The sequence below is a fragment of the Marinobacter sediminum genome (assembly GCF_016820575.1).
Classification (GTDB): domain Bacteria; phylum Pseudomonadota; class Gammaproteobacteria; order Pseudomonadales; family Oleiphilaceae; genus Marinobacter; species Marinobacter sediminum.
Map to the genome: position 1 here is coordinate 386180 of NZ_JAEMQH010000003.1, position 24126 is coordinate 410305.

Here is a 24126-nt window from a genome sequence, read left to right on the forward strand (position 1 = left end):
TATACGTGGCGGTAGTAGCAGATAGAAATCAGTAGGATCACAAGCCCGGCGATGACCGAATCAACGCCGGGCCATTCAGCATCAGCTGTTTTTCAGTGTCGCCATATCAATGACGAAGCGGTATTTCACATCGCCTTTTTTCATCCGCTCGTAAGCGTCGTTGATGTTGTGGATATCGAGCATTTCCACGTCACAGCTGATGTCGTGCTCGGCACAGAAATCCAGCACTTCCTGGGTTTCTGGCATACCGCCGATCAGTGAGCCTGCCAGTACCCGGCGCTTGAACACCAATGCACCTGTTTCCAGCGCTGGCTCCATGGGCTCAAGCAGTCCCACCATGATGTGGGTGCCGTCGTAGGTCAGGCAGTTCAGGTAGGGGTTGATGTCGTGCTGTACCGGCACGGTGTCGAGCATGAAATCGAAGGTTTCCGCTGCCGCCGCCATTTGGTCTTCGTCGGTGGAGATCACCACATGGTCGGCACCCTGTTTTTTGGCTTCGCCAACCTTGCTTTCGGACCGGGTGAAAATGGTGACTTCCGCGCCCAGTGCCTTGGCGAATTTAACGCCCATGTGTCCGAGACCGCCCATGCCAATCACGCCGACTTTATGGCCGGGTTTCACGCCGTAGTGGCGCAGCGGCGAATAGGTAGTGATACCGGCGCAAAGTAGCGGCGCGGCCTTCTTGATATCCAGTTTTTCGGGTATGCGCACCACAAACCGTTCACTGACCACGATGCGCTCGGAATAGCCGCCGAACGTAATGGAGTGGTCGTGGCGGTCTTGTCCATTATAGGTGCCGGTCATGCCTTCGCTGCAGTACTGCTCCAGGCCGGCTTCGCATGCCGAGCAGGTGCGGCAAGAGTCCACCATGCAGCCAACGCCAACAACGTCACCCTCCTGATAGGTTTTCACACCCGGTCCCACCGCAGTGACTCGGCCAACGATTTCGTGGCCGGGGACGACCGGGTACTGGGTCACACCCCAATCGTTCTGGGCAAAGTGGATGTCGGTATGACAGACACCGCAGTAGTCGATCTCAATGGCAACGTCGTCGTTTCGCAACGAACGCCGGTTGATGTCGTGTGGCGCCATGCCAGAGGTTGAAGACTGTGCCGCATAGGCCTTGGTTGCTGTCATGATCTGGTCTCCTTTTCCGGGGATGAACAGAGATATACTCCGGATAGCGCCGAATCTATCACCCTCTGGCATTGCCATTATGTAACTGACGTCTGGCCAGCGCCGCTTAGAGCTGAATCGAACCTTCCATATAGAACGCGGCCTGACCGGCAATGGCCACCCGGTCGCCCTGCAGTTCACAGCGCAGCACGCCACCGCGCTTCGAGACCTGCCGGGCATCCAGTTGCGTTTTACCGAGCTGGTTGGCCCAGTAGGGCACTAGCACGCTGTGGATCGATCCGGTTACCGGGTCTTCCTCGATACCAGCACCCGGGGCAAAGTAGCGGCTGACAAAATCGCAGTGGTCGCCTTTGGCCGTCACGATCAGGCCCTGGTTGCCCAGCTCCTTGAGTTTACGCAGGTCAGGCTGGGCGGCGCGCACGGCCGCTTCGCTGTCCAGAACAATCATGTAATTGGTGTCGTTGGGCACGAAGTAGGCCGTGTCCGGCACGGTTTCGAGAGCCTGGCGAATGATCGCCGGGGTTTCCTGCTTATCAAACTTGAGGTTGGGGAAGTCGAGCACCAGCCAGCCGTTGCTGTCCTGGTGAACACCCAGCGGCCCGCTCTTGGAGACAAAGCGGATGTTGTCTTTGTGCCAGCCCAGCTTGTTGAAAATAACCCAGGCGCTGGCCAGCGTGGCGTGGCCGCACAGCGGCACTTCGGTACCCGGAGTAAACCAGCGGATGTGAAAGTCGGCATCGTCTTGCTCGGGCAGAGGTACTAAGAACGCGGTTTCGGACAGGTTATTTTCAGCGGCCAGGGCCTGCATGCTGGCATCCGGCAGCCACTCATCCAACGGCATAACAGCGGCAGGGTTTCCGCCGAAAACTCTGTCGGTAAAAGCGTCTACCTGGTAAATGGGGTAGGTCATAATCGGTTCTCCTTCAAACGTAGTGTCAGCATAGGGCTATTGCGCCGATTGGTCAGGACCCAGTGTGAAGCGTCACGGACACGCGTAACAGATTCAGTTAATATTTCTTTGAACCGGTACAGATTGTTTTGATAAGCAACTGTGCTGGTCAAATTTTCAGCAAGCTGTGCTCATGGGTCAGCCCGGAAATCTGTTGCAATGGCAGTCTGGCGGTCAGAATTTAGGGCACGTTAAGTACGAGGGCGACGAGATGGGCGTTTTATACAACCAGGTGGCGGATCAAATGCAGGCCCTGATTCAACAGGGTGTCTATCGGGACGGCGACCGCCTGCCCGGCGTGCGGGTGCTCAGCCGGCAATTCGGAGTGAGCATTTCTACTGTCCTGCAGGCGCACCAGACCCTGGAAGGGCGCGGCTACCTGGACGCCCGGGAGCGCAGCGGCTACTTCGTGCGTCTGCCGGCCCTGGATGCCCCGGAGCCGGTCATGCAGAAACATCGGGCCAAGCCGGTGCCGGTGACGGCGCGGGAGATGGCGCTGGATCTATGTGCTGACGAACAAAAGCAGATGGTGCCCCTGGCCACCGCCATTCCGCACCCGGATTACCTGCCGCTGCGTCAGATTCAGCAAAGCACCCTTTGGGCGGCCCGGCGTGGCCTGGAAACCCTGGATTACGCGTTTCCCGGCAAGGAGTCGTTCCGGCGCCAGATCGCCCAGCGCATGGCCACCCTGGGGGTGCCGGTTTCTCCGGATGATGTTCTGGCTACTAACGGTGCCCAGGAGGCGATTATTCTGGCGCTCCGGGCGGTGACCCAGCCGGGGGATATTGTTGCGGTGGAGACACCGTCGTTTCCGGGCATTTTGCAGGCCCTGGAAGTGGTGGGGCTTCAGGTTATCGAGATTCCGACCCATCCTTCTGACGGTCTGAGCCTGGAGGGATTGCAGCTGGCCCTGGATCAGTGGCCCTTGAAAGCCTGCGTGGTGGTGACCAACCACAGCAACCCCATGGGCGCGAGAATGCCAGACGAGCGCAAACAGCAGCTGGTATCCATGCTGGCGGCCGCCGGGGTGCCACTGATTGAGGACGACATCTACGGCGATCTGTGCCACACCGGCGATCGGCCAAAGCCGGCCAAGGCGTTTGACCGGACTGACAACGTTATTTACTGCAGCTCCTTCTCCAAGACCATCTCGGCGGGGCTGCGCCTCGGCTGGATGCTGCCCGGCCGGTACATGGCGGCGGCCCGTCAGCATAAGTATTTCGCGAATCTGGCGACTTCGTCGATTTCTCAGCTGGCGGTGGCGCATTTTCTGGAGCAGGGCAGTTACGACCGCTACCTGCGCTCAGCCCGACAGCATTACCGCGAATCCTGTGAGCGGATGCGGGCGGCTATCACTCGCTCGTTTCCGGAAGGCACTGCAGTCAGTCGGCCCCAGGGTGGCTTTGTGCTGTGGGTGCAGTTGCCCGATAACATTTCCGGTACCGGGGTGTTCCAGAGAGCCCGGGCCGAGAATATCAACGTGTCGCCCGGCCTGATGTTCTCGACCACCAACAAGTACGACAACTGCCTTCGTCTGAACAGTGCCAATCCCTGGACCGAGCGTATTGAGCAAGCGGTGGCGCGGCTGGGCGCACTGGCCCATGCGGAGTGGGAGAGCAGCACTTAGGGTGCCATCGGGCGCTGAGGTCATGCGCCTTTGGTGTGATATATCCACTGTCTCAGTTCAAATACTATGCTTTGAAGAGCAAGGATAAGGAAGCGCTGGGAGCGTCCCGAATCCGCCAAAAGAACATTTTCCATAAGATCGCTTTCTATAAAAACAATAGTGCCCAGAGAGGAATCCCTTATGACCTCAATCTTCGATCAGGGCCTTGCGCCCGTTGACGCCAATTACGCCGTCCAATCCCCCGTCGATTTTATTGAACGCACCGCCAGCGTTTACCCGGAGTTTCCGGCGGTTATCCACGGCAAGCTTCGATACACCTGGGCCCAGACCTACGAGCGCAGTGTGCGCCTCGGCTCGGCGCTGAAGAAGCGTGGCATTGGTCGTGGTGACACCGTGGCAGTTATGTTGCCGAACATTCCGGCCATGGTGGAGAGCCACTTCGGGGTGCCCATGATCGGCGCGGTTCTGAATACTCTGAATGTGCGGCTGGATGCCGAGGCCATTGCCTTCATGCTTGAACACGGCGAAGCCAAAGTCATCATCGCCGATCGCGAGTTTGGTGCGGTGATCAACGACGCAGTCAGCCGGCTCAAGAACAAACCCCTGGTGATTGATGTTGATGACCCGGAATACGGTGAAGGCGTTCAGGTCAGTGACTTCGACTACGAAGCGTTGCTGCAGGAAGGCGATCCCGACTTCAAGTGGAGTTTTCCGTCGGATGAATGGGACGCCATTTCCCTGAATTACACCTCGGGTACCACCGGCAACCCCAAGGGCGTGGTTTACCACCATCGCGGTGCCTACCTGAATGCGCTGGGTAACCAGGCAGTGTGGTCCATGGGGATGCACCCCATCTACCTCTGGACCCTGCCGATGTTCCACTGCAACGGCTGGTGTTTTCCCTGGACCATTACCGCCATGGCAGGCACCCATGTCTGTCTGCGCCGGGTAGATCCGGAGAAGATCCTGCAGTTGATCCAGGAGCACCAGGTGACCCACATGTGCGGCGCACCGATTGTCCTCAATGGTCTGCTTAATGTGCCTGAGTCCGCCCGGGCATCCATTGATCACGAAGTGAAGTCCATGACCGCCGGTGCGGCGCCGCCGGCCCAGGTGATCGGCGCGATCGAGGAAATGGGTATTCAGGTGACTCATGTGTACGGACTGACCGAGGTCTATGGCCCGGTCACCGTATGTGCCTGGAAGTCGGAATGGGACCAGCTGCCCCTGCACGACCGCGCCCGTAAGAAGGCCCGTCAGGGCGTTCGTTATCAGACCCTCGGTGGAACCATGGTGGGTGACCCAAACACCATGGAACCGGTACCGAAAGATGGCGAAACCATTGGTGAAATCTTCCTGCGCGGCAACACTGTGATGAAGGGCTACCTGAAGAATCCAAAGGCGACCGAAGAGGCCTTCCGGGGCGGCTGGTTTCACACCGGAGATCTGGCGGTGTGGCACGAGGATGGCTACATGGAAATCAAGGATCGCCTGAAGGACATCATCATTTCCGGCGGCGAGAATATTTCCACCATTGAGGTCGAGGACACGCTTTACCGTCATCCCGGAGTCATGGAAGCGGCTGTAGTGGCCCGCCCCGATGAGAAGTGGGGCGAGACGCCCTGTGCCTTCATAACCCTGAAGCCGGATGCGGGGGAGGTCAGCGAGGCGGATATCATTAGCTTCTGTCGCCAGCATCTCGCCGGCTTTAAGGTGCCGAAAACTATTGTTTTTTCAGAGCTGCCAAAGACCTCGACTGGCAAGATCCAGAAGTTTGTTTTGAGGGATCAGGCGAAAAATCTGGATTGACTTTGCGGTGGCGATCTCTGGTTTAGCGCTGGAGACCGCTGCTTGAGTGATTCCGTAAGGAGGCGAAAGCCTCCTTTTTTTGTTCCTGTCGCCTGTTAAGACAGGATGTCATTTGGTGACAAATTGTCCTGCTGGCCTCGCAACGCCTTTCTCTGCTTTAAAGTTCGGGTTTAAACTGAATCTGATGGTGATTTTTTGACCGCTGTTCGCAACCAATAACAACACGCCCCAGTGCAATAACAACAGGAGGCAGCCATGACCATCAGTTCCACACCTGAAGGGGTGTCTGTTCAGCCCAGGCACATCCGGTTCGATGTCAGCGAGGATCTCAAATCCTTCTGGCACGGCAATAACGCGTTCAAAACCGCCTTTTTCAATGCCTTGTCACTCCAGTTTCCTGATGGAGAGCAGCAGTTTATTAACGCGGTTCGACTGTACCGAGATCGCATTGACGATCCCAAGCTGCAGTCGGAAATTCGGGGATTTATCGGTCAGGAAGCCCTCCACAGCCGGGAGCACAGAAGCTACAACGAAGCGCTGAAGGCGCGGGGCTATGACATCGATGCCATCGACCAGCGTTTCGCCCGTCACATGCAATGGGTTGGCAATTTGCCGCCGAGCCGCCAGTTGGCGGGCACCTGTGGTGCCGAGCATTACACTGCGGTGCTGGCTAATGCCATTCTCGAACACCCGGAGTGGATGGAAGGCGCGACGCCGGCCATGGCTCGCCTGTGGCGCTGGCATGCGATTGAGGAAACCGAGCACAAGTCGGTGGCGTTTGATGTCTACCGTGAGTGTGTGGGTAACGAGCGCCTGCGCCGTATCGTATTCCTGTTCGTAACCTGGAATTTCTTCAAGTACACCTTCCTCAATACCTGCAGCCTGCTGAAAACCGACGGCAAACTCTGGAGCCTGAGGACATGGCTTGGAGGACTGAATTTCCTATGGGGCAAACCCGGGGTTATTCGCAAGTGCCTGCCCGGCTTTCTTGTCTATTTCCGTAAAGGCTTCCATCCGTGGCAGCAGGACAACCGGCGGCTTCTGGAACGGAACCTTAGGGAGTTGGAATCCGTGTAGTTCCAACGGCAAACGTTGTTGATGAAAAATCAAACACAGGGAGTGACGCTGCTTGCCTAAAAAAATAATGACAAGAACGGGCCTCCCCATGCACGGAATGGCCCAACGCCGGAGACGTTACCATGCGAGTTGGTTTGATCGTTGATTCCGCGTGCGACTTACCTCATGAGTTCAGCCGCAAACACGACCTGTTTATCCTCCCTGTTACCGCCGTGATTAATGGCAAGATCTATATAGACGAACACGATCCAGTCCGGACCCAGGAATTCTATCGGAGTGGCTTGCTGGAGAAAGGCCACTACGCCGAAACCCGCGCCTATTCCCCGGAGCAGATTCACAACCTGTTCATGAAAAAGATTGTCACGCAGTTCGATGTGGCCTTCTGTGAAACCGTCGCGCGTAGTCGGAGTCTGATTTTCGACAATGCTACGTTGGCGATGAACAGCGTGATGGCCAATTACGACGCAGCGCGCTCGGCCGCTGGCCGCGCTGGCAAATTCTCCATGCGGGTCATTGATACCAATCAGATCTTTGCCGGTCAGGGGCTGCTGGCGGCTCATACCCTGAAACTGATCGAGAATAAGCTTTCCAAGAACGCGCTCCGCCATGAGGTTGAAACCTTCTCGAAGAGCATTTTTACCTGCGTTATTCCGAGAGACTTGCATTACATCCGGGAGCGGGCGCGTCGCCGCGGCGACAAGAGCGTATCGGCAATGGTGGCCTTTATGGGTAAGGCGCTCAATATTACGCCCGTGTTGTTCGGCGAGGGCGCGGAGGCTCAGCCCGTGGCCAAGACCTGGAGTTTTGACTCGGCGGTCGAAAAAGTCATGAACTACGCGGCAGCCCGTGTGGAGGAAGGCCTACGTACGCCTTATGTCAGTTTGTCCTGTGGCCTGCACTGGGATGAAATTGAAGAATTGCCTGGTCTGAACCTGTTGCGGGAAGCCTGTGAACGCAACGGTGTTGAGTTGTTGTTGTCGCAAATGGGCATCACCAGCAGCATCTACATAGGGCCGGGTAGCCTGTGTCTTGCGCTGGCGGCCGACCCGCACAACTTCAGCGATTTCCAGTAGCTTTCCAGTTTCTGTCAAATAGCCCTGATCATTAGGCGTTCGCTGCGGCGGGTATTTGCTCCGCCGCAGCGGTATCCCGGTAACTTCGGCAAACCCTTCTGATGTGCCAACGTGTTAGCCTCGCAGTTCTTCTTTTAAATGTTTCCACAAACAGGACGGTCAAAGCCATGAGCGACAGCAGCGCGGATCTCGCCAGCCAGCTATTGAAACAGCACGTGAAACACGAAATGGCGGCTTTAAAGGGAGCGAAGCTGCGCAAGTTCCTGGAGCGGGAAGTGTCTGAGCTGTTGAACCACGCCGAGTCGATCACCCTGAACCGGCTCAGCTCCGTGGACCAGGTGATGGGCGTTATCCAGCGGGTGGTGGTGAATATGGAACTGGACGCCGGTATTCCAGAACTTGCCGCTGAGATGGCGACCGAGGTGATGAACGCACCGGTACAAGCCAAGACCACCCTGGGCGAAGTCATCACCCGGGAGCAGGCCACCGGTTTTGTTGAAGAGGTGCTGGAACTGCGCCAACAGCGCGAGCGGGTGATCAGCGAGATCATGGCGCACCCGGTGTATCAGGAACTGGCATCCAACCTGGTCTACACCGGCCTGGTCAATTACCTGTACGAGGACAACCTCCTCACCAAATCCGTACCCGGGGTCGGGTCGATGATGAAGTTCGGCAAAAAGATGGCGAACAGGGCCGTGCCCGGGCTCGATGAAACCTTTGAGCGACGGATAAAGAGCTGGCTGTCCGATAGCCTGCCCGGGCTGATTGCCCGCAGTGAGCAGTTTCTTAATCAGGCGCTGTCCGATGACGAAGTGCGCGACAGTGTGATGGCCGCCTGGGTATCCCTTGAGAATCGCACCATCGCCGACTTGCGCGAGGGGTTGGGCGATGTCGAGCTGCAGGAGTTTGTGGTGCTGGGCTACGATTTCTGGCTGCAGTTCCGGCAAACCGCCTATTTCGAAGGCTGCGCCCGGGCGGTGGTTAACCACCTGTTCGCCAAGTACGGAGACCAGCCGATTGCCGAACTGTTGGGTGATATCGGTGTTACACGCGAGGTGATCATGGCCGAGGTAGACGCGTACGCTATTCCGGTTATGGACGTATTGCGTGAGGAAGGCTATGTTGAGGCCCTGATGCGCCGCCGGTTAAGTGGGTTTTACCATTCAGCCGCCGCGCGCAGGATTCTTGAGCCGAAGGCCTGAAGGGCAGGGCTTTCGAAGCATTAGCGGAGACTTTCAGTGTTTACCGAGTTGTTCTGGGCCTATCTGGTGGCCATCACCCTGCTGACCGTGACCCCCGGGGTCGACACCTTGCTGGTGATGCGTAACACCGGTCGCGGTGGCCTGCGCGATGGCTGCGTGACCAGTGTGGGCATTTGCAGTGGCCTGTTCCTGCACGCGATTCTGTCGGCGCTGGGTATTTCCATCCTGCTGGTGGAGACTGCCTGGGCCTTTTCCGCACTGAAATGGGCAGGGGCCTGCTACCTGGTGTGGCTGGGACTGGTGTCTCTGCGCCAGGCCATGGTGCGAGAGCATGAGCCTGCCGCCGAAGCGCCAGCCGTGCGCAAGCGCCGGGTGTCTTCGGTAGTTTCTTTCCGGGAAGGGGTATTGTCCAATGTGCTCAATCCCAAGACCGCTTTGTTCTATATGGCGTTGCTGCCCCAGTTTGTTGATCCCGCTGGCAATGCCTTTCAGCAGTCGATTCTCCTGGCTAGTGTGCACTTCTTCCTGGCCATGCTTTGGCAGTGCGGGTTGGCGTTTGTGGTGGTCCGGTTCAAGGGGCTGGGGGCCAGCCGGCGGGTACGGCAGGCGCTTAACGCCACCACCGGTGGTTTCTTCGTCGCCATGGGTGCCAAGCTGGCCAGCAGCTGATTGAATGCCAGGCATAAAAAAGGGAAGCCCGAGGGCTTCCCTTTTTTACGGTCGCATTCTGCCGGAAGGCTGGACCTTATTTCTCCAGGTATTGGAGCTTGTTGGGCTTGCCATCCCACTCTTCGGCGTCCGGCAGTGGATCCTTCTTCTCGGTAATGTTCGGCCATTTACCAGCAAGGTCCGCGTTCAGCTCAACAAACTCGACCTGGTCGGCCGGCAGCTCGTCTTCGGAGAAAATCGCTTCCGCCGGGCATTCAGGCTCACACAGGGCGCAGTCGATGCACTCGTCGGGATCAATTACCAGAAAGTTCGGGCCTTCGTAGAAGCAGTCTACCGGGCAAACTTCCACGCAGTCTGTGTATTTGCACTTGATGCAGTTATCAGTAACGATAAACGCCATAATCAGATCCCTGGTCCAGTGGTCAATCTCATCCGGAGCTTGTGGTCAGGCTCCATGGTTATGTTTTAATGCGCGATATTGTAGGGAGCGCCCCGCAGACCCGCAAGCGTTAGGCCGCTATATCCTTATTACTCGCCTCAATATTTCGAAATTTCCTGCTATTTGGCCATCAGAGCCTTCAGTTCGTACAGCCGGTTCATGGCTTCCCTCGGTGTCAGGTCGTCCAGATCGAGTGTCTTGAGCGCCAGTTCAACCGCGCTGGGTTCCAGGCTGGCAAACATATCGCCCTGCATGACCGGGTCATTGGCTTGAGCGACAGGTTGCGCCGGGCACTCTGCGTCACTGCTGGCAGAGACTGGTGAGCGGGTAGCCGTCGGTGTCGCACTGCCTTCCAAATGCGCCAGCTGACCCTTGGCATTGCGAATCACGTCCTGGGGCACACCCGCCAACTTGGCTACCTGCAAACCGTAGCTCTGGCTGGCAGGGCCATCGTGAACGTTGTGCAGGAACACAATGCTGTCATCGTGCTCGGTGGCGGTCAGGTGCACATTCACCGCGTGCTGGAGATCGTCAGCCAGCTGGGTGAGCTCGAAATAGTGCGTGGCAAACAGGGTGTAGCAGCGAATGTTCTTGGCCAGGTGCTCGGCGGTTGCCCAGGCCAGCGATAAGCCGTCAAAGGTGCTGGTGCCACGGCCCACTTCGTCCATCAGCACCAGGCTGAATTCGGTGGCGTTGTGGAGAATGTTGGCGGTTTCAGTCATCTCCACCATGAAGGTAGAACGGCCACCGGCAATGTCGTCTGAAGAGCCCATGCGGGTAAAGATCCGGTCCACCGGACCCAGTACCGCCCGGTTCGCGGGTACAAAACTGCCGGTGTAGGCCAGCAGGGCAATCAGCGCGGCCTGGCGCATATAGGTGGACTTACCGCCCATGTTCGGGCCGGTGATCACCAGCATGCGTCGCTCGGTGTCCATCAACAAGTCGTTGGGCACAAAAGGTTCGTCCAGTAACTGTTCGACCACCGGGTGCCGGCCTTCCTCGATATCGAATCCGGGTTGATCACTGAACTCGGGCGCCGCAAATCGCAGGCTGGTCGCCCGTTCGGCAAAGTTGCTTAGCACGTCCATTTCCGCCAGGGCCTGGGCGGCGTCCTGAAGCGGAGCCAGTTCCGCCGCCACGGTTTCCAGCACTTCGTCGTACAGGGCTTTCTCACGGGCCAGGGCACGGCTCTTGGCGCTCAGTGCTTTATCTTCGAATTCCTTCAGTTCCGGGGTGATGAACCGCTCGGCGTTTTTCAACGTCTGGCGCCGGATGTAATCGACCGGAGCCTGATCCGATTGGGCCCGGCTGATTTCGATGTAATAGCCGTGCACGCGGTTGTAGCCCACTTTCAGGGTGCTGATGCCGGTGCGCTCGCGCTCCCGGGTTTCCACGTCCAGCAAGTATTGGCCGGCGTTTTCACTGATGTTCCGGAGTTCATCCAGTTCTTCATCGAAGTGCTCACGAATCACCCCGCCTTCGCGGATGACCACCGGTGGATTGTCGATGATGGCGCGTTCGAGCAGGTCGGCCAGTTCCGGATACTCGCTGATTACAGTTGCCAATTTCACAATGTGGTGTGAATTGACCGGTTTCAGCGTCTCCTGCAGCTTCGGCAGTGCCTGGAAGGCATCACGCAGGCGGGCCAGGTCCCGGGGGCGGGCCGAGCGCAGGGCAACCCGCGCCAGTACTCGTTCAATGTCACCGACGGCTTTCAGTAAATCGTGCACCGGCTCGTAATGGAAACCGTCCAGCAAAGCGGAAACTGCCTGCTGGCGCTGGGATACGGTGTCGACATCCCGCAGTGGCCGGTTCAGCCAGCGCCGGAGCTCTCGGCCACCCATCGAGGTGGCGGTGCGGTCCATTACCCAGGCCAGGGTGTGCAGGTGACCGCCCATCAGATTGGTGTCGATTTCCAGATTGCGGCGGCTGGCCGCATCCATGATCACCGCCTCGTCCCGGCGCTCCCGCGTCAGCTTGCGGATATGGGGCAGGGCGGTGCGCTGGGTTTCCTTGGCATACTGCAGCAGGCAGCCCGCGGCGCAGATGGCCAGGGTGAGATCTTCGCAGCCAAAACCGGTCAGGTCCCGGACCTGCAGCTGGTGGGTAATGACCCGGCGCGCGGTGTCGGATTCAAACAACCAGGGGCCCTGGCGTCGAATACCGGTGAAGCCTTCCAGTACGTCTTCGTACGGGAAATCCTCGCTGATCAGTATCTCCGCCGGTCGCAGGCGCTGGAGTTCCCCCTGAAGGCCTTCAAGATCGTCCAGCTCTGAGACGGCAAAGCGACCACTGGAAATGTCCAGCGAGGCAAAACCGAACTGCTCGCGGTGGCTGTAGATGGCCACCAACAGGTTGTCGCGACGGTCCTCAAGGTAGGCGTCGTCGCTCAGTGTGCCGGGGGTGACGATCCGCACGACCTGGCGGTCCACCGGTCCTTTGCTGGTGGCCGGGTCGCCAATTTGCTCGCATATGGCGATGGATTGACCTGCCCGAACCAGCCGTGCAATGTATCCCTCAGACGAATGAAACGGGATACCGGCCATGGGAATGGGGTTGCCTCCGGACTGCCCCCGGGCGGTCAGGGTGATGTCCATCAACTCGGCGGCTTTCTTGGCGTCTTCGTAGAACAGCTCGTAGAAATCCCCCATCCGGTAGAACACCAGTTCATTGGGGTGCTGGCCCTTGATCTTGAGGTACTGCTGCATCATGGGCGTGTGCTTGGAAAGATCGGTCTGAGCTGCTGACATGGACGGGTCCGGATTGCCTTGCTTTGGATGAAGGCGTGAATTGTAAGAAAATAACGCCTCGGATGAAATGAAGGAGGTCATTATGACAGCCACGGATCAGGAACTGTTAGACGCCGGCGTAGGGCTTGGCGAACTGCTCAAGCGTCAGGGACGTATGATTGCCACGGCTGAGAGCTGTACCGGCGGCTGGGTCGCCAAGGCTTTGACCGACAAGGATGGCTCATCCCGCTATGTACTGGGTGGTTTGGTGACCTACAGCAACGAGGCCAAGGAGGCATTGTTGGGGGTTACCCGGAAATCGCTGGATGAGCATGGCGCGGTCAGTGAGCCTGTGGTTCGGGAGATGGTGGCCGGCGCCCTGGCGGCTACCGGAGCTCAGGTGGCGGTCGCGATCAGCGGTGTGGCAGGGCCGGGCGGAGGCAGCGCGGAAAAACCTGTAGGCACGGTATGGTTTGCCTGGGGGTGCGATCCGGCGTCCACCGAAGCGGTGGTGAAACAGTTTGATGGCGACCGGGACCAGGTTCGGCGACAGGCCGTACTCTTTGCCCTGAAGGGAGTTCAGGAGTACCTGGAGGGGCTGGAGTCGGCCTGAGACCGCGGCCCCGCAACGGGGTGGTTAGTTTCACTGAGGAAGGGGTTGGTCTACTCTTCCGGTTATGTTTTAATACTGTTCAAATATACAGGGGATTTACAGTGTCTACTGTGTGAATTCCCGACTCATTATTTCACGGCTGGTATTGAGCAGTTCCGGTCGTCATGGCGACAGAGGGTTTTGCACTGATGGAAGACAACCGCAAGAAAGCACTTAACGCAGCACTGGGCCAGATTGAGCGTCAGTTTGGTAAAGGCGCTGTGATGAAAATGGGCGATCAGCCCCGCGAGGCCATTCCTGCGGTTTCCACCGGTTCCCTGGGGCTGGACGTCGCCCTCGGCATTGGCGGCCTGCCTTACGGTCGTATCTGTGAAATCTACGGTCCTGAGAGTTCCGGTAAAACCACGTTGACCCTTCAGGTCATCGCCGAAGCGCAGAAGCAGGGTAAGACCTGTGCGTTTGTGGACGCCGAGCACGCTCTGGATCCGGTTTACGCCGAGAAGCTGGGCGTAAACGTGGACGATCTGCTGGTCTCCCAGCCGGACACCGGTGAGCAGGCGCTGGAAATTGCCGACATGCTGGTTCGCTCCAACGCGGTAGACGTGATTATTGTCGACTCCGTGGCCGCGCTGACGCCGAAAGCGGAAATTGAAGGCGAGATGGGTGACAGTCACGTTGGCTTGCAGGCCCGCCTGATGTCCCAGGCTCTTCGGAAGCTGACCGGTAACGTTAAGCACGCCAACTGCCTGATGATTTTCATCAACCAGATTCGTATGAAGATCGGCGTGATGTTTGGCAGCCCGGAAACCACCACCGGTGGTAATGCACTGAAATTCTACTCGTCTGTACGCCTGGATATTCGTCGTATTGGCGCGGTGAAAGACGGTGACGAGGTTGTCGGTAACGAAACCCGTGTGAAAGTGGTGAAGAACAAGGTTTCTCCGCCGTTCCGTCAGGCCGAGTTCCAGATCATGTACGGCAAGGGCATCTACCACATGGCCGAAGTGCTCGACATGGGTGTGAAAGAAGGCTTCGTAGACAAGTCTGGCGCCTGGTACGCGTACAACGGCGACAAGATCGGCCAGGGCAAGGCCAACGCCTGCAAGTTCCTGGAAGAGAACATGGACATGGCGACTGAAATCGAAGCCAAGGTCCGTGACAAGCTGATGCCGAAGCCCGAGAAGAAAGAGAAGGCGGCCGAGGCAGAGACTGAAGCTAACGGTGAGCTGCTTTAACTGAGTTAACCGAAATTGGTGCTTTAACCAAGATCAGGGGAGGGCAATGGCTGACACAAAGCGACTGCTGATTGTTGCCCATGCGCCCTCCCCGAACACCCTAAAACTTCGTGAGGCGGTGCTACAGGGTGCCAGCCACGACGATATCGAGAATGTCGAAGTGACGGTTCGTGCGCCACTGGAGGCCGGCCCGGAGGATGTGCTCGCCTGCGATGCCATCATCTTGGGCACCACGGAAAACCTCGGCTATATGAGCGGGGCGTTGAAAGATTTCTTCGACCGCAGCTACTACCCCTGTCTTGAGAAAACCCAGGGCTTGCCCTTTGCCTACTATATCCGCGCCGGCCACGACGGCACCGGAACCCACCGTGCCATCGAGAGCATCACCACGGGTCTGCGCTGGCGGCGCATTCAGGATCCGTTGATCTGCCGTGGTGAATTCCAGGATGGTTTCGAGGATCAGTGTCAGGAGCTTGGGCTATACGTGGCGGCCAGTCTCGATGCGGGGCTCATCTAGCCAGATTAGTTAAATGAGGCTGCTAGCTGGCAAACCGGCTGTAAAGTCCTTCAATCCGGGACAAGGCATTGTCCACGGTGCGTGAATAGCCTTTCTTGTCCAGGCAGTAACTGAATTGCACGCTGACCCGGTACCCCGTTTGAAACGGCTGACAGTCCACCACTTTGGCACCAACCCGGGATTCCCGGATGTATTTGCCGGCGAAGTCCATGAACAGCCGCGCACCGGTCTCCACCGGTCTCGGGCAGAGCACGGCCATGCCGTAGCGGTTCAGGTCGAGACAGGTCACGGGGGTTGTTTGCTTGCCCCGGCCAAAAAAGCCGCGCTCCCTTAAATGAACCTGAAGGCAAGATGCTGGATAGCGATCTTTGATTCTGCGATCTGTTGAATCACTCGTCATAGAAAGGCGTCCATTGCGTGTCTTGTCTTTGTTATCGGCCGGATAACCACTGCGTGAGGATAACCGGGAAGGGAAGTTTAGTTCCGGTGCGGCTGCCTGAAAAATGACCGATTGCAAAACTGTGAACTGGGTGGCACTTCGGTAAGGGCGTGCCATGGCAACAGAAATCTTTTGCACACACGCGACAGGGGCTGCTCCAGAATCTACAATGACCGGCCATTGATTCAACCGTTACAGGACCGCACCTTGAAGTCACTGTCTCTGCACCAGCTGTACAAAGCCTGTGTTCTGAAAGATTTACCGTTTAAAACGACCCGGCAATTAAAGCCCCTCGCCGAGATTGTCGGGCAGAATCGGGCCCAGGAAGCCGTGCGTTTTGCGCTCGCCATGCCCCACGGTGGTTACAACGTCTACGCCGTCGGACGGAACGGGCTGGGTAAGCGGACCATGATGCTGCGTTACCTTGAGCATCATGTGGACACCAAGCAGAAGAGTCACGACTGGTGCTACGTGGCAAACTTTGAGGAGCCCCGGGTTCCCCGCCTGCTGCAGTTGCCTGCCGGAAAAGGCACCCAGCTGAAGCAGGATATGGAAAAGCTGATGGCCCGGTTGGTCAAGGTAATTCCGCAAACCTTCGACAGCGACAGCTTCCTTGAGCGTTCGGAGCAGCTCAAGAACGAGTACGCCAAGATGCAGGAGGATGAGCTGGAAAAAGTGGCGGCTCAGGCCAGGCGCAAGAAGGTCAGCCTGACGGTATCAACGCCCGGTGGCTATCGCCTGGTGGCGATGAATGGCGAGGAACCTCACACCGCGGAGTCGTTTCAGGCGCTGACCGATGCGCAGCGCGACAAGTTTGAGGATTCCATTAACCGGCTCGAAAAGAAGCTGCGGGCGGCCCTGCGCAAGCTGGCGGACTGGGAGCAGGAGTATGCAGACAAACAGCAGGCCCTGAATACCGAAACGCTGGAAGGTATTTCCGGCCATCAGATCGACGAGCTGAAAGAGAAATACAGTGATCTGCCGGATGTGGTGTCGTTTTTTGAAGCGGTGCGCAAGGATCTGGCTGAAAACCTGGACATCTTCCTGGATGACGACGACGAACAGGCGGCCATCGCCTATGCCTCCCTCGACAAAAAGATGCCCCGTCGTTACCTGGTGAACACGTTGGTACACCAGAAAACCAATGAAGTGCCGGTGGTGGTGGAAGACAATCCCAACTACCACAACCTGTTTGGCTACGTGGAAAACGTCACCTACAAGGGCACGGTGTTTACCGACTTCTCCCTGATCCGGCCTGGCAGCCTGCACCGTGCCAACGGCGGCTATCTGCTGATGGACGCGATCAAGGTGCTGGAGCAGCCCTACGTCTGGGATGGCCTGAAGCGGGCGCTGCGTTCCAAGTCCATCCAGATCAACTCCCTGGAGCGGGAACTGACCCTGTCCGGCACTATTTCCATTGAGCCGGAGCCGGTTCCCCTGGATGTTAAAATCGTTCTGTTCGGTGACCGTGAGACCTGGATGCTGCTGCAAGAGTACGATTCCGAATTTGCAGAGCTGTTCCGGATTACCGCTGATTTTGAAAACGAAATGTACCGGTCGGACGACAGTCAGCTGCTGTACGCCAAGTTCATTGCCAGTCTGGTCAGCGAGAAAGACCTTCTGCATTGCTCCAATAAGGCTGTTGCCCGGGTGATTGAGCACAGTGCCCGTATGGCCGAGCATCAGGACCGTTTGTCCCTGCACGCGGCCGATATCGCCAATTTGCTGCGGGAATCCGATTATTGGGCCCGCCAGGCCGGTGCCAAGCTCATTCAGGACACCCACGTTGAGCGGGCCCTGGAAAGCGCGAAATACCGCAGTAGCCGTATTCGCGACCAGTTCTACGATTCCATTCGCGATGGCTCAACGTTGGTGACCACTCACGGCACCTGTGTCGGCCAGGTTAATGCGCTCTCCGTGCTGTCGACTGGCGGTTTCGAGTTCGGCTTGTCCAACCGTGTCACCGCGACCTGCTACTATGGAGATGGCGCGGTGATGGATATCGAACGCGACGTCAAACTGGGCGGCAACATTCACTCCAAGGGCGTGATGATCCTCAGCTCATGGTTGGCCTCGCACTTTGCGGTTACTGATCCCATGCATCTGTCTGCCAGTCTGACGTTTGAGCAGAACTATGGCGAGGTGGATGGCGACAGTGCTTCCCTGGCAGAACTCTGCGCCCTGATTTCGTCGTTGGCGGAGATTCCGGTACGTCAGGATCTGGCCATTACCGGATCGGTTAACCAGTTTGGAGAGGTGCAGCCAATAGGCGGCGTAAACGAGAAAGTAGAGGGCTTCTATACCACCTGCCAGCTCAAGGATGGCCTGACCGGCACCCAGGGCGTGATTGTGCCTAGCACCAACGTTCAGAACCTGATGCTGGACAGCGAAGTGGTTCAGGCCGTGCGGGAGGGTAAGTTTGCGGTGTACGCCGTCAGCCGTCTGGAAGAGGCGGTGACCTTGCTGCTGGGCAGGCCTGCGGGTAAAGCCGACGACAAGGGCCGGTACCCGAAACAGAGCGTTTTTGGCATTATCCAACAACGGCTCGAGAAAATGCGCGAACATGAGCGCCAGGAGCACAACCGTGATGACCACAAAGATCCGTCAATTCACTGACCGGACATCATAAGAAAACGGACAGGAGAGAACACACAGATGACTGATATCCAGCAGACCGTATACGTAGTAGAGGATGATGAGGCGGTTCGTGATTCACTGGAACTGCTGCTGAAATCCGACGGCAAGCCGGTTCAGACCTTTGAGAGCGCCACCAGCTTTCTCAAGGAGTATTCCGAAAAGATGGCTGGCTGCATCGTGCTGGATATCCGCATGCCCGGCATGGACGGCATGGAATTGCAGAAGAAGCTGAACGACAAGCATTCAATTCTGCCCATCATCTTCGTAACCGGCCACGGCGATGTGCCCATGGCGGTGGATGCCATGAAAGAGGGTGCGGTTGATTTTATCCAGAAGCCGTACCGGGAAGAGGCGCTGCTGGAGAAAATCGAAGCGGCACTGGCGCAGGATCTTGAGCAGCGCAAGACCCTGGGCGAAAAGCAGGAAATCATTCGCCGGGTGAAAAGCCTGACCCCCCGCGAGCATGAAATCATGGATCGGATGATCGCCGGGCAAGCGAACAAGGTGATTGCGATCGAGCTGGAGATCAGCCAGCGCACGGTGGAGATCCACCGTTCCCGGGTCATGCACAAAATGGGTACCCATTCACTTGCGCATCTGGTTCGTATGGTCTTGTCCGTAAAGGACCTTATCGACGCCCGTTGATCCAGGCGGCATCATACGGAGACGTTTTTAACCGGCTCCCTTTATATGACTGAAGTTGTCAGTGAGAACTCGGAGGTGACGGTTCTGCTTGTGGATGACAATCCGCAGAACCTCAAGGTCCTCTATGAGACCCTGAAGGATAAAGGCTATCGCCTGCTGATCGCCAACGAGGGCCAGAAGGCACTGGACCTCGCCCACCGGCATCAGCCCGAAGTGATCCTGCTGGATATCATGATGCCCGACATGGACGGCTATGAGGTGTGTGAACGTCTCAAGGCGGACCAAGAGACCGCTGACTGTGCGGTTGTGTTTCTGTCGGCGCTGGATGACCTGCAGGCCAAGGTGAAGGGCTTCTCGCTGGGTGGTGCCGATTACATCTCCAAGCCATTCCAGTCCCTTGAGGTGATTGCTCGGGTAAAGACCCACGCCCGCGTCATCCGCCTTGAGCGCGAGCTTCAGGCGCGAAACCGGGAGCTTCAGGGTGATCAAGCCCGGATTCTGAACTCAATCAGCGAAGGCATCTACGGCCTGGACGAGAATGGCATCATTGAGTTTGCCAACCCGGCCGCAGCGCAGATCATGGGGTGCCCGGTTGATGAGCTGATCGGCCGGAATTTCTTCGAGACCCATTTTGCTACTTGCCAGGAAGGCCAGGACGGCTTGCCTGGTCATACCACCTGCAGTCAGGGCGTGGCTGAAAACCAGCGCAACATCCGGATGCTGCGTATGGACGGCAGCGGTTTCCCCGCCCAGTACCGGTCTACACCCAAACTGGATAACGGCGAGCTGCACGGTGCCGTGGTGGTGTTCGATGACATTACCGCCGAGCTCCAGAGTGAGGCCGCGCTGGAAGAAGCGCGGGCGCTGGTGCAGGAGCAGCGAGATCAGCTGGCTCATGCTTCTCGTCTGACCACCATGGGTGAGATGGCAGCCGGTTTTGCCCATGAAGTGAATCAGCCTCTCACGGCGATCACCAATTACGCCCGTGTATCCAAGCGCATGATGGCCAAGGAAGAGCCGGATCTGGGGCTGCTGGGTGAAACCCTGGATAAGATTGAAGCCCAGTCACACCGCGCCAGTGAAATCATTCGCCGCATCCGTCGATTCATGAAAAAGCCGGCCACGGGCAAGGAAGTTATCTCGGTACCGACGCTGCTCGAGGATACTCGCCAGTTTGCCGAAGTGGATATGCGCAATAACGAGGGGGGCATTGATCTGTCAGTCCCGGACGATCTGCCCGATGTGACCGCTGATCCGATCCAGGTTCAGCAGGTTGCTCTCAACCTGATCCGAAATGCCCTTGAGGCCACCCGAAGCGCCGACGCTTCGATTCCGGTTCGGGTGAGTGCTGAGCTGCTGGGTTCCAGCTGTGTCCGGGTGCAGGTGCGGGATCACGGTATTGGTCTGCCGGACGACGCCGAGGACAAGTTATTCCTGCCGTTCTACACCACCAAGGACGAAGGCATGGGGATCGGCCTGGCAACCTGTCGGTCGCTGATTCAGGCTCAGGGCGGCGATATCGGCTTTGAGCGTCCAGAAGGTGGCGGCGCCTGTTTCTATTTCACCTTGCCGGTCGCAGGCTCCTCAGGAGCACCCTGTGCCCCCGAGCAGTCGTCAGGATTCGAGCAAGACTGACCCCGGCGTTACAGCCATTCAATGTGGCCGCTTAGATGCGGCGCATTGCCCTGGGCATTCAGCAGTTGAAAGTCCCACCCGGATCCACCTGTCCGCCAGTTCAATTGCGCCGTTCCCGGAAGCAGTAATGGTTTCTTGAACTGGCAGCTGATCCTTACCGGGCCTGGTCGCCAGTCCTTTTGCTGTTCCAGTATGGCCAGCGCTCGGGCTTTACTCCACATACCGTGTGCAATAGCTTTGGGGAACCCGAAGGCCCGGGCAGACACTGCGTGCATGTGAATGGGGTTGCGGTCACCGGAGACGCCAGCGTATCGGCGCCCGGTCGGCTCCGGCGCGTTTATGCTGACGGTGTTGGGGTAGTGCTCAAGGTCCGGTGGCGGGGACTTCTTTGTAGTGGTGCTCTCGGTTTCCGATCCTCGGAACAGGTTTATGCTGGACTCCTCCCACACCAATTGCCCGGCCGAATACGCCTCGGTAATCAGGTCAAACTCCAGGCCCCGGCTGGTGGATTCCTGTGTGCCCAGGCGCACCCGCAGGTCCAGGATTTCGCCGCGCCCGATAGGTCGATGCTGGGTGATGGTGTTGCGCAAGTGCACGAGTCCCAACAGGGGTAAAGGAAAACGCTTGTCGGTCAGCAACTTCAGTTGCAGTGGAAAAGCCATAACATGGGGCCAGGTAGCGGGCACCCGGATACCAGGCTGGAAGCCGCAAACTGCTTCGTAACGAGTCAGGGTTTCGTTGTCGGTGCTGGCGCCAATCAGCTCGGCTGTCACTGAGGGCAGGGAAATGCCGCCTTTATCCTTGATTTTCTTCGGTGCCAGGGCTCTGGCGTAAAGGGGCAGCAGTCTCGGTGGCTTGCGGTAATAGATCAGGGGATCTGGCATGTCGTTTTTCTCCTGGCTTGAATCGGGCCTCTTGAGTAAATTCGCATCTGATCGCATCTTTTCTAGCCACATGGGTACCAGTCCCTATTTTCATTCTGGTACAACTGTGCGTCCGTGGCCTGATATGCTCTAATACCAGACATTAGCCTGCGAACATTTATATTACAGGTTTCAACTCTGGCAAACTCAGCCGGATCAGGCATTGACCCGGCATGCACGGCCGACTGTCCGGTGGGTCAAAGTGGTATTTGATAAATAATAAAGCGGGATCGTATGCAGGAACTTCGTGACGCGGGAGTGATGTTGCGCCTGATCTATGAGGCGATGAAGCAAAAGGGTATTGATACCGACGCTATCTTTAGTCGTTTAGGTGTTGATGAAGCTTACGTTTACACCGAGCAGCTGCGGACGCCCCACAGTGCCCAGCTTTATTTCTGGCAGGCGGTGGAGGACGTATCCGGTGATCCGGATATCGGGTTGCACCTGGGTGAACTGCTGCCGGCCTACAAGGGCCAGGTGCTGGAGTATTTATTCCTGAGCAGTCCAACCTTTGGTGAGGGCCTGCGACGGGCGCAGAACTACCAGCGTTTGCTCAGCGATGCCGCGAATACGGATTTCTTTATCGAAGGTGATGATGCGTGCATGGTGCTGGATGCCGCCTCTGACGAGGTCAGCCGCCTGAAGCATTTCAATGAATGCTTCGTGCAGGGTGTGATCATCTTTTTCCGCTCGATTACCAACAATTCGTTTTATCCGTCCCGGATTGAATTCGAGCACGAACGAACGGAAGGGCGGGCGCACGTTGCTGAGATTCTTGGCTGTGACGTGGTGTTTGGAGCCGAGGAAAACCGGCTCTACTTCCCGGTAAAGCTGTTGGCCCATGCGTCGCCCCATGCCGAGCCGGAACTGCTGGATTTGCACGAGCGGTTTGCCAGCGAGCAGGTAGCCCGGCTGGAGAAAAAGGACATCGTTGGCCAGGTGGAGCGTATTATCGCCGAGTTGCTGGACAGTGGCGAGGTGACCCTGGATGCGGTTGCGGAGCGTCTTGGAATCAAGCCGAGAACCCTGCGTACCCGGCTGACGGAGGCGGAAACCAGCTTTAACCAGGTACTGGCAGATTTCCGCTATCGACTGGCTCGTCAGTTGCTCGCGACCACCGACGAGTCCATTGACGAGATTGTGTATCTGACCGGATTTTCCGAGCCCAGCACGTTCTATCGGGCCTTTAAGCGGTGGTCGAACATGACCCCGATTGAGTACCGGAAAACCGCGCAGGGTAAGGACGCAATGGTTGGGTCCATGTAGCAAAAACGGATTCTGGATATTTTTTCAGAAAAAGCGTTGACATAAACAAGGGCGTCTTTATAATGCGCCCTCGTTGTCACAGAGCAATCACACCCTTGATTGCGAAGCCTTTATCAGGCGAGACGTGATGACCAATGCGGAGCGGTAGTTCAGCTGGTTAGAATACCGGCCTGTCACGCCGGGGGTCGCGGGTTCGAGTCCCGTCCGCTCCGCCATTTTTCCCTCCCTGCTTTACTTTTTCTTCTCTGATTTATCATTCTTAGCTTTTACATCATCCTGTCATTTTTTTGTCATCACTGTGCTTCAGTGTTTGCTCTCGTGTGTTGTTAAAAAAACGGGAGTGACTCATGCTGGATTACGAAGAAGAGCTGATCGAAAGTCAGTTCGAGGAGTTTGACGACGACGATGGCTGTGACGACGCCACCGAAATCTGACTGTCTGATCTTAGTTGCTGCCGATGTTCGCCGGGGCTGATTTCGAACCAGCGCTTGTAAGCCTTGTGAAACGCCGCTGGATTGGCAAAGCCCAGCAGCCAGGCAATCTCTGCCAGCGAAGTGTCCGTCTCCCGGATGTATTCGGTGGCCAACTGTTTCCGGGTATCATCGACCAGTTCTCGAAACCTTGTGCCCTCAGCGCTCAATTGCCGTTGCAGTGTCCACGGCGCCACGCCCAGTTTCGTTGCGACAATATCCAGCCCCGGGCTTTCGCCCCGGAATAGGGGCGGTAGCAGATGCCTGACCCGGTCGGCGGTCGTCCATCCCCGCCGTATTTGTTGCAGTTCCCGCTCACAGATTTCCACCAGTTGCTCATGCATGGCCGGTTGCGCATTGAGGGACGCCTGCGCCCAAGGCTCGGGTTTCAGGGTGATGCTGTTCTCTTCCGCGCCAAAGTGCACCGGGCAACGGAACCAGCTTTCAAACAGGTCGTCCTGACCGGTGGAGGGGTACTCGATGGTAACCCGTTCAAGCACCTCATACCGGTTGGTGATAGTGCGAACAAACTGAGTCCACGCCGCCAGAACCGAATCCACCACAAAGTAGTTGAATGCGTTGTACGGCCGGATCGAGTAGAACAACACTTGCCGATCCCTGGGGCGCACTGAGGGGGCGCCTCGGCTGTTTTGGCTGGACAGGGTGGAGTAGCGCACCAGGGTGGACAGAGCTGCTCCCACGGTGGGCGCGCATTGGCCGGCCAGTCCGGCAATGCCGGTATCGACTGGGCGGGTCAGTGCGCCCATGCGCAAGCCCAGAGCGCGGTTGCCGGTTTGAGCAATGGCGGCATGTCCGAGTCGCATATAGCGTGGAATGCTGATGCGGGCAACTGGCGAGGTCAGGGTTTCGGTGCTCAGCCGGAAATCAGAAATCAGTTGTTCGATATTGACGCCTTCCGCCGCGGCGGCCCGCAACAGTACCGAGGCGTATCGAACGCTGATATCGCCAAGGGCATTTTGGTGCTGTGGTGGTGGCGACGCTCGTGTGCTCATGGAGGCTTATTGATAGATGCTG

Annotated in this window: 20 protein-coding genes and 1 tRNA gene; 14 read left to right on the forward strand and 7 right to left on the reverse strand. The window is 57.6% G+C overall.

The features are described 5' to 3' along the window. Positions 1-81 precede the first annotated feature (81 nt). Positions 82-1137: an NAD(P)-dependent alcohol dehydrogenase gene (locus tag FGO67_RS15310; RefSeq protein ID WP_203301546.1), complete on the reverse strand. Its 1056-nt coding sequence runs from the start codon at positions 1135-1137 to the stop codon at positions 82-84. 106 nt (positions 1138-1243) lie between these two features. After that, positions 1244-2047 carry a PhzF family phenazine biosynthesis protein gene (locus FGO67_RS15315; protein WP_203301547.1) on the reverse strand — a complete coding sequence of 268 codons (804 nt, stop codon included), beginning with the start codon at positions 2045-2047 and terminating at the stop codon, positions 1244-1246. A 193-nt stretch (positions 2048-2240) separates the two neighbouring features. Between FGO67_RS15315 and FGO67_RS15320 the strand changes: the two genes are divergently transcribed. The 6 genes from FGO67_RS15320 to FGO67_RS15345 all read left to right on the forward strand — a co-directional run bounded on the left by FGO67_RS15320 (position 2241) and on the right by FGO67_RS15345 (position 9543). After that, positions 2241-3713, forward strand: a complete 1473-nt coding sequence (locus FGO67_RS15320; protein WP_238942473.1) for an aminotransferase-like domain-containing protein — start codon at positions 2241-2243, stop codon at positions 3711-3713. 180 nt (positions 3714-3893) lie between these two features. Then, on the forward strand, positions 3894-5522 hold the full coding sequence (locus tag FGO67_RS15325) for an acyl-CoA synthetase (protein ID WP_203301548.1): 1629 nt from the start codon (positions 3894-3896) through the stop codon (positions 5520-5522). 255 nt (positions 5523-5777) lie between these two features. Continuing rightward, positions 5778-6599, forward strand: coding sequence for a metal-dependent hydrolase (locus tag FGO67_RS15330; RefSeq protein WP_203301549.1), 822 nt, complete (start codon positions 5778-5780; stop codon positions 6597-6599). Positions 6600-6721: 122 nt separating this feature from the next. Next, positions 6722-7672, forward strand: coding sequence for a DegV family protein (locus FGO67_RS15335; RefSeq protein ID WP_203301550.1), 951 nt, complete (start codon positions 6722-6724; stop codon positions 7670-7672). Positions 7673-7839: 167 nt separating this feature from the next. Then, entirely contained in the window at positions 7840-8874 is a 1035-nt protein-coding gene (locus tag FGO67_RS15340) for a hypothetical protein (RefSeq protein WP_203301551.1), read from the forward strand. A gap of 36 nt (positions 8875-8910) precedes the next feature. After that, complete coding sequence (locus tag FGO67_RS15345) at positions 8911-9543, forward strand: LysE family translocator (protein WP_338039581.1); 633 nt, start codon at positions 8911-8913, stop codon at positions 9541-9543. A 76-nt stretch (positions 9544-9619) separates the two neighbouring features. Here FGO67_RS15345 and fdxA read toward each other — a convergent pair whose 3' ends face one another. Both fdxA and mutS read right to left on the reverse strand, forming a co-directional pair. Continuing rightward, positions 9620-9943, reverse strand: coding sequence for a ferredoxin FdxA (fdxA, locus tag FGO67_RS15350; RefSeq protein WP_041342382.1), 324 nt, complete (start codon positions 9941-9943; stop codon positions 9620-9622). 158 nt (positions 9944-10101) lie between these two features. Next, positions 10102-12732, reverse strand: a complete 2631-nt coding sequence (gene mutS, locus FGO67_RS15355; RefSeq protein WP_203301552.1) for a DNA mismatch repair protein MutS — start codon at positions 12730-12732, stop codon at positions 10102-10104. An 82-nt stretch (positions 12733-12814) separates the two neighbouring features. On the opposite strand from mutS, the gene FGO67_RS15360 reads away from it, so the two are divergent. The 3 genes from FGO67_RS15360 (at position 12815) to FGO67_RS15370 (ending at position 15076) form a co-directional block, all read left to right on the forward strand. Continuing rightward, positions 12815-13324, forward strand: coding sequence for a CinA family protein (locus FGO67_RS15360; protein WP_203301553.1), 510 nt, complete (start codon positions 12815-12817; stop codon positions 13322-13324). Between the two features lie 188 nt (positions 13325-13512). Beyond that, positions 13513-14559, forward strand: a complete 1047-nt coding sequence (gene recA, locus FGO67_RS15365) for a recombinase RecA (protein WP_203301590.1) — start codon at positions 13513-13515, stop codon at positions 14557-14559. Between the two features lie 46 nt (positions 14560-14605). Then, positions 14606-15076, forward strand: coding sequence for a flavodoxin family protein (locus tag FGO67_RS15370; RefSeq protein WP_203301554.1), 471 nt, complete (start codon positions 14606-14608; stop codon positions 15074-15076). Positions 15077-15098: 22 nt separating this feature from the next. On the opposite strand, the gene FGO67_RS17250 is transcribed toward FGO67_RS15370, so the two are convergent. After that, positions 15099-15632 (reverse strand): PilZ domain-containing protein, encoded by a 534-nt coding sequence (locus tag FGO67_RS17250; protein WP_338039582.1) that lies wholly within the window; start codon positions 15630-15632, stop codon positions 15099-15101. Between the two features lie 90 nt (positions 15633-15722). On the opposite strand from FGO67_RS17250, the gene FGO67_RS15380 reads away from it, so the two are divergent. From FGO67_RS15380 to FGO67_RS15390, 3 genes are read left to right on the forward strand one after another with little or no spacing between them, the layout of a single operon-like run. Then, positions 15723-18131, forward strand: a complete 2409-nt coding sequence (locus FGO67_RS15380) for a Lon protease family protein (protein ID WP_203301556.1) — start codon at positions 15723-15725, stop codon at positions 18129-18131. A 39-nt stretch (positions 18132-18170) separates the two neighbouring features. Further along, positions 18171-18797, forward strand: a complete 627-nt coding sequence (gene fixJ, locus FGO67_RS15385) for a response regulator FixJ (RefSeq protein ID WP_203301557.1) — start codon at positions 18171-18173, stop codon at positions 18795-18797. 45 nt (positions 18798-18842) lie between these two features. Continuing rightward, entirely contained in the window at positions 18843-20432 is a 1590-nt protein-coding gene (locus FGO67_RS15390; RefSeq protein WP_203301558.1) for an ATP-binding response regulator, read from the forward strand. An 8-nt stretch (positions 20433-20440) separates the two neighbouring features. Here FGO67_RS15390 and FGO67_RS15395 read toward each other — a convergent pair whose 3' ends face one another. Then, positions 20441-21316, reverse strand: a complete 876-nt coding sequence (locus FGO67_RS15395; protein WP_203301559.1) for a MaoC family dehydratase — start codon at positions 21314-21316, stop codon at positions 20441-20443. Positions 21317-21589: 273 nt separating this feature from the next. Between FGO67_RS15395 and FGO67_RS15400 the strand changes: the two genes are divergently transcribed. Further along, entirely contained in the window at positions 21590-22621 is a 1032-nt protein-coding gene (locus tag FGO67_RS15400) for an AraC family transcriptional regulator (RefSeq protein ID WP_203301560.1), read from the forward strand. Between the two features lie 138 nt (positions 22622-22759). Next, positions 22760-22836, forward strand: a tRNA-Asp gene (locus FGO67_RS15405). Positions 22837-23000: 164 nt separating this feature from the next. Here the strand turns inward: FGO67_RS15405 and FGO67_RS15410 are convergent. After that, positions 23001-24104, reverse strand: a complete 1104-nt coding sequence (locus FGO67_RS15410) for an AraC family transcriptional regulator (RefSeq protein WP_203301561.1) — start codon at positions 24102-24104, stop codon at positions 23001-23003. Positions 24105-24126 lie beyond the last annotated feature (22 nt).

Bases quoted from the DNA above. Each gene is read 5' to 3' on its own strand.
- FGO67_RS15340 (WP_203301551.1), top strand. From the start codon at position 7,840: ATGAGCGACAGCAGCGCGGATCTCGCCAGCCAGCTATTGAAACAGCAC.
- FGO67_RS15335 (WP_203301550.1), top strand. From the start codon at position 6,722: ATGCGAGTTGGTTTGATCGTTGATTCCGCGTGCGACTTACCTCATGAG.
- FGO67_RS15310 (WP_203301546.1), bottom strand. From the start codon at position 1,137: ATGACAGCAACCAAGGCCTATGCGGCACAGTCTTCAACCTCTGGCATG.
- FGO67_RS15370 (WP_203301554.1), top strand. From the start codon at position 14,606: ATGGCTGACACAAAGCGACTGCTGATTGTTGCCCATGCGCCCTCCCCG.
- FGO67_RS15325 (WP_203301548.1), top strand. From the start codon at position 3,894: ATGACCTCAATCTTCGATCAGGGCCTTGCGCCCGTTGACGCCAATTAC.
- FGO67_RS15315 (WP_203301547.1), bottom strand. From the start codon at position 2,047: ATGACCTACCCCATTTACCAGGTAGACGCTTTTACCGACAGAGTTTTC.
- FGO67_RS15330 (WP_203301549.1), top strand. From the start codon at position 5,778: ATGACCATCAGTTCCACACCTGAAGGGGTGTCTGTTCAGCCCAGGCAC.
- recA (WP_203301590.1), top strand. From the start codon at position 13,513: ATGGAAGACAACCGCAAGAAAGCACTTAACGCAGCACTGGGCCAGATT.
- FGO67_RS15395 (WP_203301559.1), bottom strand. From the start codon at position 21,316: ATGCCAGATCCCCTGATCTATTACCGCAAGCCACCGAGACTGCTGCCC.
- FGO67_RS15410 (WP_203301561.1), bottom strand. From the start codon at position 24,104: ATGAGCACACGAGCGTCGCCACCACCACAGCACCAAAATGCCCTTGGC.
- fdxA (WP_041342382.1), bottom strand. From the start codon at position 9,943: ATGGCGTTTATCGTTACTGATAACTGCATCAAGTGCAAATACACAGAC.
- FGO67_RS15390 (WP_203301558.1), top strand. From the start codon at position 18,843: ATGACTGAAGTTGTCAGTGAGAACTCGGAGGTGACGGTTCTGCTTGTG.
- mutS (WP_203301552.1), bottom strand. From the start codon at position 12,732: ATGTCAGCAGCTCAGACCGATCTTTCCAAGCACACGCCCATGATGCAG.
- FGO67_RS15360 (WP_203301553.1), top strand. From the start codon at position 12,815: ATGACAGCCACGGATCAGGAACTGTTAGACGCCGGCGTAGGGCTTGGC.
- FGO67_RS15400 (WP_203301560.1), top strand. From the start codon at position 21,590: ATGCAGGAACTTCGTGACGCGGGAGTGATGTTGCGCCTGATCTATGAG.
- FGO67_RS17250 (WP_338039582.1), bottom strand. From the start codon at position 15,632: ATGGCACGCCCTTACCGAAGTGCCACCCAGTTCACAGTTTTGCAATCG.
- fixJ (WP_203301557.1), top strand. From the start codon at position 18,171: ATGACTGATATCCAGCAGACCGTATACGTAGTAGAGGATGATGAGGCG.